Origin of the sequence: Fontibacillus panacisegetis, from assembly GCF_900102215.1 — a bacterium.
In the GTDB taxonomy this organism is placed as follows: Bacteria; Bacillota; Bacilli; order Paenibacillales; family Paenibacillaceae; genus Fontibacillus; species Fontibacillus panacisegetis.
This window is the reverse complement of record NZ_FNBG01000020.1, coordinates 56777-71251: the sequence shown is the minus strand read 5'-3', so window position 1 is coordinate 71251 and position 14475 is coordinate 56777. Positions and strand designations below refer to the sequence as shown.

Annotated in this window: 10 protein-coding genes and 1 pseudogene; 2 read left to right on the top strand and 9 right to left on the bottom strand. The window is 36.1% G+C overall.

Annotated elements, in window-relative coordinates; all coding sequences use genetic code 11:
* The first annotated feature begins 208 nt into the window (after positions 1-208).
* Positions 209-1897: a methyl-accepting chemotaxis protein gene (locus BLS49_RS16360; protein WP_091232922.1), complete on the top strand. Its 1689-nt coding sequence runs from the start codon at positions 209-211 to the stop codon at positions 1895-1897.
* Positions 1898-2308: 411 nt separating this feature from the next.
* Here BLS49_RS16360 and BLS49_RS16355 read toward each other — a convergent pair whose 3' ends face one another.
* From BLS49_RS16355 to BLS49_RS16335, 5 genes and pseudogenes are all read right to left on the bottom strand, one after another.
* Positions 2309-2611 carry a transposase gene (locus BLS49_RS16355; RefSeq protein WP_281243748.1) on the bottom strand — a complete coding sequence of 101 codons (303 nt, stop codon included), beginning with the start codon at positions 2609-2611 and terminating at the stop codon, positions 2309-2311.
* 228 nt (positions 2612-2839) lie between these two features.
* On the bottom strand, positions 2840-3076 hold the full coding sequence (locus BLS49_RS16350; RefSeq protein ID WP_091232916.1) for a hypothetical protein: 237 nt from the start codon (positions 3074-3076) through the stop codon (positions 2840-2842).
* Between the two features lie 236 nt (positions 3077-3312).
* The gene (locus tag BLS49_RS16345) at positions 3313-4353 is read right to left on the bottom strand and encodes a hypothetical protein (RefSeq protein ID WP_091232913.1); all 1041 of its coding nucleotides are present in this window, start codon (positions 4351-4353) and stop codon (positions 3313-3315) included.
* A 950-nt stretch (positions 4354-5303) separates the two neighbouring features.
* A complete protein-coding gene (locus BLS49_RS16340) occupies positions 5304-5546 on the bottom strand; it encodes a hypothetical protein (protein ID WP_139173151.1) in 243 nt (80 codons plus the stop codon).
* Between the two features lie 736 nt (positions 5547-6282).
* A pseudogene (locus BLS49_RS16335) lies at positions 6283-6505 on the bottom strand (aspartate 1-decarboxylase); the annotation flags it as partial.
* 1632 nt (positions 6506-8137) lie between these two features.
* On the opposite strand from BLS49_RS16335, the gene BLS49_RS16325 reads away from it, so the two are divergent.
* Positions 8138-8890 (top strand): helix-turn-helix transcriptional regulator, encoded by a 753-nt coding sequence (locus BLS49_RS16325; RefSeq protein ID WP_175471444.1) that lies wholly within the window; start codon positions 8138-8140, stop codon positions 8888-8890.
* On the opposite strand, the gene BLS49_RS16320 is transcribed toward BLS49_RS16325, so the two are convergent.
* From BLS49_RS16320 to BLS49_RS16305, 4 genes are read right to left on the bottom strand one after another with little or no spacing between them, the layout of a single operon-like run.
* The gene (locus BLS49_RS16320) at positions 8873-10621 is read right to left on the bottom strand and encodes an ABC transporter ATP-binding protein (protein WP_091232903.1); all 1749 of its coding nucleotides are present in this window, start codon (positions 10619-10621) and stop codon (positions 8873-8875) included. The two genes, BLS49_RS16325 and BLS49_RS16320, sit on opposite strands and share 18 nt — an antisense overlap.
* 8 nt (positions 10622-10629) lie before the next feature.
* The gene (locus BLS49_RS16315; protein WP_091232900.1) at positions 10630-12390 is read right to left on the bottom strand and encodes an ABC transporter ATP-binding protein; all 1761 of its coding nucleotides are present in this window, start codon (positions 12388-12390) and stop codon (positions 10630-10632) included.
* Complete coding sequence (locus BLS49_RS16310) at positions 12384-13415, bottom strand: thymidylate synthase (RefSeq protein ID WP_175471443.1); 1032 nt, start codon at positions 13413-13415, stop codon at positions 12384-12386. The genes BLS49_RS16315 and BLS49_RS16310 overlap by 7 nt, the downstream gene beginning before the upstream one ends.
* Positions 13408-14472 carry a thymidylate synthase gene (locus BLS49_RS16305; protein ID WP_091232893.1) on the bottom strand — a complete coding sequence of 355 codons (1065 nt, stop codon included), beginning with the start codon at positions 14470-14472 and terminating at the stop codon, positions 13408-13410. The genes BLS49_RS16310 and BLS49_RS16305 overlap by 8 nt, the downstream gene beginning before the upstream one ends.
* Positions 14473-14475 lie beyond the last annotated feature (3 nt).

Genomic DNA, 14475 nt, shown 5'->3' with positions numbered 1-14475 from the left:
GCAGTCTAGCAGATTCCATACCACATATTTGAAAATGTTTGAAAACATGACATGACTGAAAAAAAGATTTTCAAAACACATCATTTCCATTACAATAATTAATAAACCTTCGGTCAAAAAATACAATCCAACCAGAATTCCGCCTAAATAGAGAGAGATACACCCGAATTAATTAGGAGAACATTGAATAGAAATGGAGAGAAACCCTATGCTAATTTTAAAAAAGTCCATTAGCCGGAAGTTTATGGGGACATTCACGATTGTGACCATCCTGTCATCGCTTCTATTTAGTATCAGCTTTTATTTCGTATCAATGGGTATCATTAATCAGAATGTGCTGCCTCAATTTGACAAAGTACTGCAGACCAGCTCCAAAGACATTTATAAGTCACTAGATAAAACACAGGCGCTACAATTAATTAATGGAAAAGAAGATTCCCGATTTACTGTAGAATCTTACTTATCCGACAAAGTGGAGGAATTCCAACTACATACCGCATATATCATCAATTTTAAGGATGACCAAGCAGTAGTTCTTGGAGTCAGCGGAGATTCTAAAATGAATGTCGGCGATCCCCTTGAAACTCAGGAAGCTATGAAATCTGCAGCTCAAGGCACTGCAAGCATTACTGAGCTGTATTCAGATCAATATGGATTACATAAAACTGCATTTATTGCAATCCCCGGAAGCACAGCACAACTAGCCGTCAGCATGGATGCTACTTTTATAGAAGATAAAAAGCTGCAAATTTTCTGGATTTGTACCGGTATTTTTATTGTAGTCATCGCAGTCGCTCTACTTATCGCCTATATTACAAGCCTTAAACTTATTAATCCACTCAAAAAGCTGGCAGCAATTACAGAGCAGATGGCTCAAGGTGATTTTACTCAAAGCATAGACATCAATAGCCAGGATGAAGTGGGACAATTGGCGGATAGCTTTAGAATAATGACATCCCAGCTTAAAAATATGATGACTCAAGTTCATCAATCTTCCCAAGCCGTTAGTCAGGGCTCCGATCATATGCTGCAATCTGTAGTTAAGTTTCAAGACCTTATTCAGCTTTCTGGCTCTGCTACGCTTGATATTGAGAGGGGCAGTAGAACGATCGCACAGACTGCGAGCGAAAATGCACGTGCTATGGAGGAAATATCGGCAGGTGTCCAGCACATCGCCAGTTCTTCCGCAGAGGTTACTGAAAGTGTTGGAGAAGCTGCTCAAGAAGCTTCAGCAGGTAATGAGCTTGCTAAAAAAGCTATCCAGCAAATGCTGCTTGTTGAGGAAGCCGCTAACAAATCTCAGGAGCATATCTCTGTGCTAAGTCAACGTTCTGATTCTATCGCAAATGTGGTTGGTACCATTAACGATATTACGAAGCAAATCAACATTCTGGCTCTGAATGCATCCATTGAGGCAGCGCGTGCTGGAGAACATGGAAGAGGGTTTGCAGTCGTAGCCGAGGAAGTTAGAGTGCTTGCTGAGCAATCCCGTTCGGCAACCGATGAAATCGGACAAAACCTGCTCAGCATTCAAGAGGAATCTGCCAATTCTGTCCTTGCCATGAATCGAGTTAGTGCAGAAATCACTTCCGGAGCTGAGCAAGTAAGTCAAGCAGGTAGTGCCTTTTCTCATTTAGCTGAACTCATTAATGGGATCAATTTAACGATTCAATCCGTCTCCTCCTCAACGCAGGAAGTGTCCGCAGGAACGGAGGAAGTCACTGCATCTGTCGAAGAATCTGCTAATATTACAGCAAAATCCCTTAAACGAATCGAAGAGATCGCTAAATATTCAAATCAACAAATCTCGGAAATGGAAGCCCATTCCGAAACTGTTAATTCGCTTCACCAGCAAGCCGAATCCCTACAGAAAGCAGTTGAGCTGTTTAAGATCTAGCCGATCTATTTAACGATATGGACAAGGTGAAAAGCAGTCCTCATACATTCATGAACTGCGACCCGTAAGATGGACACTTTAAAAAAAGTGACCCTCTTGCGGGTCATTTGTGTTTTAACCAGATTATCAGAAGGCGAGGTAGACTTCTTAAAAAAGCTCGATGCGCTCGAAAGACAGAAGAAACGATACTAACGTGTTCCGGGCGCTATGAACTCATCTATCACACCATTCGGCTATACTGTCTTAAACGCCTTACTAGCTATCTATGTGAGCTTACTGGTGTAAGTCAATCCGGATATTACCGTTGGCTAGGAGCTGAACAGAAACGACAACAAAGGGCTTAATATGGACGAGCAAGAATACTTGCTTATAAAGTCACAGTACGATGCCCTACAAGGCAAGGCTGGTGCCCTAGTCATTAAAATTAGACTTGAGCACCTTAGTGGCGTGATGAATGCGAGCATTATCCAGAACCATCGTTATGGTTCCGAAAGGATAGGCAATTAGTACCTTGTTCAAGAAAATCAGAAACGTTTCTGCCGTGTATTCTTCGTCTTCGTGCCAGACGATCTTCCCGCTCGAATAGTCGACAGTCGCGAGCAGTTTTACACCACGATGCTTACCTGTTATTCGAATCACCCGTTGCGTGCCCTTTTCAAACCAGGTTCGTTGTAAGGCTTGATAATCACGAATCATGCTTTCATCTTCAAACAAAAGGTGATCAATTTCGCCATTTTTAACCCTTTTTATGGCAGAAAACGTTTCTTCGATAAAATTTTTTGTTTCTCTGGGTCTGCTCCGGCAAGGACATAAGTAGGCTTTGTATGGCTCAGATGTAGGTCTGCAATTAGCTGCAACGTCCAATTGAATCTGGCAGCAAAGCTGATATCTGCGTGCATCTGTTCTATGATGACACGCTTTAACTCGTCACGTTGTCTTTCGTTAGTCGAGGGGATCGCCTTGGTGAGAACCATATGTTGAGACCAGAGAAACCGTTCTTTTCGTAGGCATGAATGTATTTACGGATTGTTTTCTCAGAACGACAGGAAAGCGTGCAATTCCGTTTACAGACACACCCACTAGCCGCAAGCGAATGGTTTGAAGTCGTTCATACATTCGACGATCCTTTTTTAATTTTATTCGTTCTTCAATTGCCAATAAAGCCTCTTTATTTTCCATTCCGTTCACAGCCTCATCCAAGGGCCTTATAAGGTTCGGCGACGATAATCCGATAACCTTCCTTATACCAGAAGGTTAATATTTCAACTTATTATAGAACAAATTAAAAATATAAATTTGGAGATAACATAAGTTCTTGACAGGCCGGAAAGTTATGTAATACATTGGAAATTGTTGTACCTATTAATAATTTGCAGCACTTAAATGCATGCTATCCAACAGGTAAATATATAAGTTTAATTTTGTAATACTGTGTTAATGAGAAAAACTTCTTGTTCAGCAATCTCAGATAATCCATCCATAATGCTATGGATATGCTTGTTATTCCCATTTAAACGAAATTTCAACATGAGGTTGCGCAAAATTAGTGCCCTATTCTCAACAGTCTTAAATTGACTCACTATATCTTGACTCAATTCAATCCGCTTATTATTGTTCATGTATTCAACTCTCTTTGTCATTAGTAACTTGTGCTCCCAAACATTATGAATATAACGAACATCGAAACCTACCTCCTTTTTTAAGAGGCTTTTATAATAATCATGAATATAACTGTAACAATCAATACCAAAAACAAAATGCGAATACGGTTCACGAACCATAGAAAATAGTTCTGAAGTATTTGTTCCATTGGTATAGTCTCTCAAAGTATTTTTCGTCAACTTATAATTAAATGAATATTGTCCACTATTGTTAAATCGGAACAATTTTACAGTATTAAAATAATATATACTTTCTTCTGTAGTATTCTGGTTATTAAATTTTTCATTATAAATCATTTTCTCAATCCCCATATAAGCATCAACAAATTTATCATATGTTAATTGAACCGGTTTAAATATCCCCTTGTCATCAAAACCTAATACATCAAATGACTCTAAATCATCATTATATCCAAAAATAAGATTCTCATGGGCAAAATTCAATTTTCCAAAGCTTGTCCTCCCTGGCATGTAGTATTCATCCAAATAAAGATATACATACTTCTTTTGTTCTATACAATTTTTAACCCAAGAAATGATATCAAATTCAAAAAAGTTCAAAATATTTCTACTAAATTCTTCATCACAAAGCCATGGACTGATATGATGCTCATAAGCATAGAAAGTATATGGAACAGGACTATTAATATAGTCTTTGTCAAACCGCATTTGAATATAATTACTTAAGATCCAAGGAGCGGTCTTTTCGTTATAACCAATAATACTTAATGGAAACGCGAAAAAAAGATACCCTTTAATAATTGGTTCACTACAAGGTAATATTATTCTGCCCACCCAAAATCACTCCTTTATAGAAAAAATTGCTGGATGTTAATAATACAACATCACTTGATCTAGCTTCCTTTATACAAGGCGCTAGATAACTATTCGAGATTATGTATATTAGGTTATGAAACTAAAAGTAAATTTACTTACTTCCCATTTAAAAATTATTCCTTGCATTTGCTGCGTTTTCTTTAGCTTATTAACTTCAAATTATAGAGATGGAGATAGAGATACCATGTTGGCATAACATATTGTTTTGAATGGTCCGGTATCGGAAGTAGAGCTTGAACCCATCTTCCGTTTTATGGACGACACCTTTGATCGCCCTTGAATATCCATACCATTCCCTTGAAGGTTCACCTTCCCACGTCATGCTGGGACTAAGTCCTCACGTCCCTCCGTTCTACCTCTTCAAAGGGTGGACGCCGTTTCTTGCTTCTTTATTAGGTCTTAGCACTTATGAATGATAATATGTGGTTCTCCGTGCTTCAATAAAAAACATACGTATTTATTTGCAATTAGCTTTTAAGGTTTGATATTCATTTAAGCGGTAACCTGAAGCTGGAACTGGCGTAAACGGTATCGATACACTTTAATAGGAGGCATTGCATTAATAGGCAGTTTAATAATTTTCATTATACTTTATCCTCACAAAAGATCTCCCCGCCACTATGTTCCAATTTCAATCTGCGAGGGTAAGTTCCTTCCACTTTCGACTGAACTTGCTATTAAAGCAGGAAATAGAAATACTGACAAAGAAATCGCTTTCATTAATTTCGCTAATAACTAATGAAGGTTAGCATTGAAACGTTCCAAACGTTCATAATTAGGAAAAATATAAAAAAAATGTTTTCATTTTTTTGCATAAAGTTCAAATGAATAAGGACTATTATCTATATGTACAAAGCCATTCTTTATAAAAATACCTTTAGCAGGTATCCAAAACGTGTCGGAATTTGTTAAAACGGTAGCTCTTTTCCTTCGCTGTCTAGCATCTTCAATACAGGCTGAATGAGCTGTGAGCCAAGCCCATACCAGTTTCTCCGATCCATATGCAATGAATTACCATATATCCCGTCCACATGAGCAACTCCCCATGATGTTTCTCCAGAAGCATATTCAATAAATCCTAAGATTTCTTTGCCCGTCATTAAAAGTAAATAGTTAATTCCTCCTTCAAGCTGTTCTTCAGTCCAATCCACCTTTTCCTGGCAACCAGAAATATTTTGCATACTCTCATACAATAAAATCCATATTGGTGTCTGTTATTTTTATTATTTCAATTATTTGTTGAATTTATACTATCACCTCATGCCTTGTATTTATTCCAAATAGAGCTAGCTATACTTTCAATTCAAAATCAATTATGCAAATCCATTTGGTATACTCTTTAACTATAGAGCTTAGAAAATTAGTCGTATAAAATTAATCAATAATCCCATTATATCATTTTAATGGTGGTTTTTCCATTCGAATACCTCGCCCAATTTTATTGCTATCCCTTATCTATATAAGTTAAACTATTGATTAATCGGAATGATTTTGCAAATTCATGAAAAGTAGAAATCCGATCACAACGGCGAACGCTCGCTTCTTCAGAATCATTACACACTCTTGCTATCACGTTAATTCCTTAATTCAACTTAATAGTTTAAAAGAAAATTTTTAGTGTACATATCTTTTCAAACTGACAATTTCAAAGACAATCTCCCAATTGTAATTAAAATCCAATACCATATTAATTCTATAAATAAACTGTGGCCCATCCCTTTAAACAATGTCTGAAGTAACAACTATCAGTGGTATGCTTTTCGAGCAACAGTTCTTCGATTCATGTAAAAGCCTTCACATTTGGAGAACCTGCGTATTATTGTAAGAACCTTTAAAGTTAGAGCAATACTATGCTTTAACGAACTGTTGCATGAACCTGCCTCGCTGAGCCCTGTTGAGACAAATGATGCCGCTGCCGCGCGGCCCCGAAATAAACGTAAGTTTCTAAGCGAGCTCCATTATTGTTGTTTACGATTTGCAACCTTTTGTTTTCGAGCAAATCTGAGGATTCCATCAGAACTTCATCGATAGTAACACTGCCGATATAATTCAAATTTGTCTCCGTTACCATCGCAAGGTGAATTTTCGATTTCATCACTGTTCTAAACAGAGAGGATCTCTCCCCACTATAAAGTAATTTTTTCTCACTCGTTCATTAATTTTCAAATTTAACGAACAGAAACGCTTGGAGGTAGATTGAATTAGTTGAAATATTGCTATCAGGCTTTGATGTGAATAGAGTTTACAAATGTCAGTTTCCACACTGTGGATATAAAGGTATAATCGTACAGTGGTTCTCCACATACGCCCTCGGGGTTCACCCTCCCGTGTCAACTGGGTCTACGCCCTTACATTCCTTCGTTCTACGTTTCGATTGCTTCTTCTTGAGCAGGTTCTAATTGCGCATTGTGTAATACTTATGGAGTTGCTCTTGTTCACATGATGCGGATTAACGACAACGATTTGAATGCCTTGTTATTTCAGAAATTCTGCTAACCTGATCGTTATGGAAGGTGCAATTCTTACCAGCTCGATTCCACGAAAATCCGCTGCGCATGCTACGTGAATTTTCTTGGCAGTATCGGCTCCTACAACCAGCATTTTTTCATTAATTTGTGTATTCCGTTGATTTTACTTCTTTTTCAGCTTACGCTTCATAGAGCGTCCTCCTTCAATAGGGCAGTGAGTGACCACCATACCGGGACCCAGCATACAAAAGGCGCTTTTTATTTTCAAAGAGCAAATTACTTCATTACAGGAATGGCTGCTTATTCATTAAAATACATAGTAAATCTTTCTTAGTTTAAATAATACTTCGTGCTTCGCTTCCAGCAAAAGGCGTACAATCCCGGTTGATTTGTTCCAAATTAAATTGGCAATTCCATATTACGATTAACATAATTAAAGACATTTCTAAAGCCCATGATCCACTTCTTCATCTAGGCTCTGGAATAACGATTTTTGTTATATTTTGATGTAATTAGCAATGTATTTCTTCTGACTACGTAACCCCTTAAGGGCACATGATGACTTAACAAATTGCTGACTTGACCAGACAGAGTCTCAGCTTTCGTTAATTTCATCTCTGCAACATGCGGTATAAAATCTGAGTCTCTTTGCGGGGGGGGGGGGGGATACAGGATCGTATTCCATAGAAACAAGCTAGGAATTCCAGAAGTCTTCGGCTGAATATTGCCTCGCGTTTTAATTTGAACAGCAATTAAAGTTGAAGGAAGATTTAGTGGACCCACTGAATTGGTTTATTGATAAAGAACACGTCTTTTATACAAACAATTGATTTCAATTCATGGAATCCTATGAAGAAAGTCGCCAACAAACTTTTTTCTTCATACTTTTTTCACAAAGAAATAACAGTTCTCTTCGTTTGTCATTAACTAGTTTTCTCACTCTAAAAACAACTCCTAGATCGTCATTAGCAGTAAAGTAAGTTAGTCACCTTTTGAATTATGGGGGATGAGGTCACCCCCTTTTTCCCTGTTCTCAATTTAATAATAATTCATGCTCATTTTGTCCATCATCCTTCAGGTAAGGTCCCACTAGTATATGTAAAATCCAAAGCAAAACTTGCACATCTCCTACCTTAATTACCAATTACTGACTAGGTACCTTATACAACTATATCTGTGGTTGTTTGGTAGTAATCCTCATGTAGATTGAAGTATCGACTTTTTTGATTTATTATTTTAAGAAAGCACATTCAACGATGGGATGGTCGTCTCTTATGCTAACATTTCTTAGCATCCGCACAAAAGAAATCATTATGCCTCAGTGTACTGTTGAGTTTAAATGTAATAGTTCGTTAGTATACGCCCTTGATACTGTCGAAGTGAAAACTCCCTCTTCAAAAGACATACTTTTTCCCGGAGATACCATTATTGGTCATTCATTCAAACTAACAAATAAAAATACTTCTGTGGCAGCAATTCAATCTTTAACTTTTTTCATAAAAAATAAACCAAACAAAAATATTTGTATTTGTCGGTCCTATGAACTTGAACAATTACAACTCCGATATATTACAGATATTTTTAATTTAATTCATATTGAATCTAATTTTAATCATAAACATGAATTAAATCTAATTAATCTTCTGAATGATATTAACTGGATAACTAGCGGACAATCCCCTATGAATCGTCACAAAATAGATAATAGATTAATAAAAATTAACCGTTATATTCGGAAAAACTATCATTTGCCGTTGACCTTACAGCAATTAGCCGACATGCTATCATGTACTCCTGTATACCTCTGCAAAATGTATTCTAGTGTCTTTGGTGTTCCACCCATGCAACACATTCAAATGTTACGTATGACTAAAGCAACTGAACTATTAGAGCAAACTTATTTACATGTAAATGAAATTTCCGAACGCCTTGGTTATGCATCACCATCACACTTTATTTCAACATTTAGAAAATACTATAATACAACACCAAAGAAATATAAGCAGAGACTACATATGGGTATCTAACCTACTTCTTGTATAGGAGCTTAACAATTCCTTTTCCACTAATTTGCTGTAATAACCATTCTTTCTTAATAATTCATTGTGCGCCCCATATTCCACCAAATCGCCATGTTGCATTACAAAAATAACATCGGCATTTTTTATTGTTGAAAGGCGGTGTGCAATCACTATTGTGGTTTTATTTTTTCTTTCGAGATCAATTCCTCTCATCACGAGGCGTTCAGTTTCCAAGTCCAGAGCAGATGTTGCCTCATCTAAAACAAGTATCTCTGGAGTGCGAAGCAATGATCGGGCAAGAATTATCCTCTGTTTTTGCCCTCCTGATAACGTATTTCCATGCTCACCTATTACAGTATCAAATCCTTGATTAAATTGATTAATGAACTCTTGAATTTGTGCTAAATTACATGCGTATTCTAATTCCTCATTGGAATAGTCCGAACCGAGGGATAGATTTTCACGGATTGTACTAGGAAATAGGTAGGCCTCCTGAGTTACGAAAGCTATATGACGAAACCAATCATCATTTTTGAATTTTTGAATAACTATGCCATTAACCGTAATGTCACCCGAATCCGGTTCGTAGAAACGCATCAGCAACTTTGATATGGTTGACTTCCCACTTCCACTTTCCCCTACTATTGCAATCTTTCTTCCTAAAGGAAGGGTTAAATTTATTCTCTTTAGAGCCGGCTCCTTCCCCCCTTTGTAAGTAAAATCAACATTATGAAACTTGATGGAATCAAAGGAACTAGGTAAATTTTCCGTATTTTCATTGAATTTTTTATTATGATCATAAATAAACTCTAACCTTTTAATGTGTTGCATTTGACTCCATGATGATGTAATAAAGCGTGTAAATGACAATACAGCATTCATCAATTGGAGGCTAAATTGGTATAAGACAACGAAAGAGCCTATAGATATTTTACCTTGCATGGCTAAAACTCCGCCGTAGCCAAGTGAAATCCATATAACAGCCCATCTTATCGGTTCACTTCTAACAATGACTTTGTTTTGAAAGTCCCCTTCTTTGGTTGTATGTTTAAAATAGTCAAAAAATATTGAAATTAATCGTTTTTTTTCCCACTCTTTATTATTAAAAGCAATAATCTCTCGTGTTCCCGAAATTTCCTCCTCTATGACACTAATAACTTTTGCTTTGGCTTCTTGAGCTCGACCAGCACTCTCACTGATAGAAGGTTCTATTTTCTTGCTCACAAAATAAATTAGCAAACTAAATAAAATTACAGCTACGACTAAGAATGGACTGAGAAAAGCAATAACTACCGATACTATGATCACAGAAAATAAGCTTTGAATACCTTTTGGTATATCATCACTTACAAATATAGCTGCATTTTGGATATCCCCCGTAAAATAATTCACGTAATTACCTGTTTGTTTTTCCCTTAATTCATCTATAGTATATCCATATAATACGGAAAGCAGCCCATTCGACAGTTCTTTTTGAATGACGTAATTATATTTTTGCATCACTTGCGGGATGAGGGAATTCAATATTGCGTGCAAAAAGATACAGCTAAATAAAAGCAATAATAAAATATATAGCTTATCGAACATCTGCTTTAAAAAAACATCATCGATCAAATACTTCTGAACTTGAGTATTGTAGATTAATACAATGGATTCCATACCAAGCAAAAAAAGAATCATAATGAGCAATCGTTTTTTGTTTTTCACCATAAAAAGAATTGATTTAATGCCTCTCATATTAATCCTCACTTCTTGTCATTTGATCCTTCTACTAAACTATAGAATTTGCCATGCAACGATATCAAATCCTCATAGCTCCCCTCTTCTAAAATTACTCCGTCTTCTATTAAACATATGCGTTCAAACTCCCGTACAGTTGCTAAACGATGGGCCACACATATCACTGTTCTTCCCTTAAATAAACGGTTGAAAGCCAGTTGGATTTCAGTTTCAGTATAATTATCAAGAGTAGACGTAGCCTCATCCAAAACAATAATATTCGGATTTTTCAGAATCATCCTCGCTATGCAAATCCGCTGAATCTGCCCCCCGGATAAAGTTCTTCCCCGTTCACCTAAATGGGTATCAAACCCTTCTGGTTGGCTCTGAATAAAATCATATGCAAAGGCTTCTTTTGCAGCATGGATCACTTCCTCATCTGTTGCATCTGGTCGTCCAAAACGTATATTTTCTTTTATAGATGTTTGAAAGAGAAAGGATTCTTGAAAAACATACCCTATCTGCTCCCTCAAAGTAGCGGTTGACAACTTTTTTATATTTACACCATCAAGAAATATTGCCCCTTCTTGCGGATCATAAAATCTTCCGATTAATTTTAAAATGGTAGATTTCCCACTTCCACTCTTTCCAACAAATGCTATTCGTTCACCTGGTTTGATACAAAAATTCAAGCCATGGACTACAGTTTTATTCCCATAGTGGAACTTCACATTGTTGAAGGTTATTTCCCCTTTCACTTTATCCATAAATATCGGTTGTGTCGGTTCATCTACTTCAACAACTGTATTACAATATAAGTTATAAATATTTTGTGCTTGTACCAATAATAACTGCTGCTGATTAATATTCGTAATTAATTGGGTTATTGCATTCATAGCCAAAGAATAGTAAAGAAGGTAGGTAACGATATCAGCAATACCCATACGAGAATTTTTAAACATCCAAAAGCCAAACAACATAATTGCAATTATTCCAAAATCAATACAAAACTTCCGGAAAGAAAAGCGCACACAAGAAAAAAGGATCGACTTCCTCATCGCATCAGCGTATTCCTTCAGTTTCATTAAAAATAACTTTCTGTCCCACTGCTCGGCAACATTTACTTTTAAATCAGGCAACATAGAGATAGATTCATAAATTTTTTTATCAAATTCCTTTCTTTTACTATTAGCAATTTGAGAGTATTGAACAAACTTCTTGGAAATCATAGGTGAAAAAATATAATAGATACTCATGCAAAATACAATAACTATACTCAACTCAATATTTATGTTTATCGCAAGTAAACATGAAAAAATAATCATAATAATCTGTTTGATCATATCTGGAATATTTACACTGTATAGCCTTTGCATTTGAAAGACATCCGTATTCACGATGGATAAAATGTGCCCAATAGAATTTTTTTCAAAATAAGGGAAGCCTAATTGTCGAACCTTCGATAAAATAGACACTTGCAAATCAAACGAAACTTTCTCCCTAATATATATTTCTTTTCTATTTCTGGAAATCATTGAAATTAAGGATAGTATAGATATTCCTATAACTATACCTAGTAGTATAGCAAACAAACGTTTATCCTTTTGACCTAGTATGTTATCAATAAAGTAATTAATGGTCTTAGGAATAACCAATTCTCCACAGGCAACTACAATACTTAACAATATTATATAAAATAAATGCCATAAATATGGCCTATAATAAGTCATCAACCATAGATACATATCTAAAAAAGAATGTCTGCTGCCCTTTTTTTCTCTTAACATGATGGACCATAAACCTCCGGAATCTTTCGGCACATTAAATCCGCAAGTGCAAATTTATAATCGTCATTTACTGAAGTTTCGAAAACGCGTTTTGCCAATGCATGTTCATTCTTCTTAAAAAGCAAAAAGGTAAGCATTAGCTTTAAGCACTGACGAAGAAATGAACTTTGGAGTTCATTCACCTGCTTGAGGATTGACTCAATGGAATTCTCATCAGCGTTTGAAAAACCTTCTTCTACCTCAAAAAATTTCTTGATCTGATATTGGAAAGAATCTTCTTTTATATCCACTTTGGTCTGATTAAGGTTGGGATAATTATGGTAAATATCACTTTTTATTCTATTTTCTAACATTTTATCCATTCTTTCAAAATGATGTTCAAATATATTCATCGAACCGACAAAATGGTAGTACTTACCTACTTCAACATTAAGCCAACCGGCAATCATTTCTTGGAGTACTGTCCATTCAAACATATTTATTCCGGAAAAACCCCATATAAGATCGTTGGCTCTTAATGCAACGTGCATATTCAATTTTCCATCTCGTAAGAGAAACTGAATCCAGTTATTGCATGGAATATCCTTAGTTTGATTATCGTAATCAATTAAAGGATCGAATAATGTCATAACAGCTCTCCCAGTATAAGGAATCCGTTTAAGTAAATTCACGATTTCTTCAACTTGATTAACTCCATACCAATTTGTTAGTCGTTTTCCGTAAGCCCCCCTCCAGGTTGAGCCATCGTCTGAAAACTCATGAGCCCTCGGTAAATATTTTAATAAATATTTCAGATCGTCCCTACCTCCTATTACCCATATGGTTTCTGCAATAGTGGCAACAATATTGTTGTATCTGTTGGGAATAACTAGGCATCTTTCTTTAGGACGTTCCACTTCAATAAGAACTGGACTCAACTCAATGACCTTCCCCTTCCACGTTTCCATTTCTTTTCCACTTATTTTCATACATTCTAATGTCTTATAGAAGGCATCTGTAATATTTTTTGCCCGTATACTATGCATAATACTTCCTCCATTCCTCATTAAAGCAGCGATCGATAAGCTGCATCTTTATATTGGAGTGAAACGATTTCCTAATAAAATAATCTGCTGCTGCAGCCTTATATACATCATTGTCCAACAAATCAAAGAGCTCTATGAGCTCGGAAAACCTAAACTTTTTATAGAGTTCATAACAGTACAGAATTTTCAAAGCATGTTGTAAGAATCGACTTTTAATCTTGAGACTCAAATTTATAAGAGTCTCATAGTCAGAAAGATTATCAAAGGATGATTCAATTTCAAAAAACAGTCCTAATTCTTCAGACAAATCATCCCTCGATAAATCGATAGGCATCTGTGAAATATTTGGGAAGGTGTATATATCCTTCTCTATTTTTGTCTGTATAATTCTTTTAGCCCTCCCAAAATGCCGTTCAAACAAAGCCATATTCCCAATCATAATATGGAATTTCCCTAAGCCTAGATTTAACCAATTTGCCATAAGCTCATGAAGAAAACTCCATTCAAAATAATTAGCAGCTGAGAAACCCGCAATAAGATCACTGGATCGCATAATAACAATCATTTCCAGTTGATTGTCAGTTACGTTGAACTCACCCATACAAGTACAAGGAACATCCTTGGTATGATTGTTAAAATCCAGCAATGGATCGTATATCGTAAAAGGCCCTCGATTCGAATATTTTTTAGAAATTATTTCATATATTTTATCCACCTGGTTTATGCTATGGAAATTCACTAATCTTTTCCCGTATGCAGCTCTCCATGTGATTCCGTCATCACTGAAATCCATTGCATTGTGGACATACTTTTTTAAGAATTTCATATCATCCCTGCCTGCTATTACCCACAGAGTCTCAGCAATTGATGCAATCGTATTGTTTAGAAGATTAGGTACGATTAAGCATCTTTCATTGGGGCGATTAACACTGACAAGTAATGGACTTATTTCTTTTACTGTCCCTTTCCAGCTATTCAATAGAGTCCCGTTATCGAAAGTAGCCTTCAATATTTTATAAAAGGCATCCGTTATATTCTCAGAGGTTATAACGTGCATGGC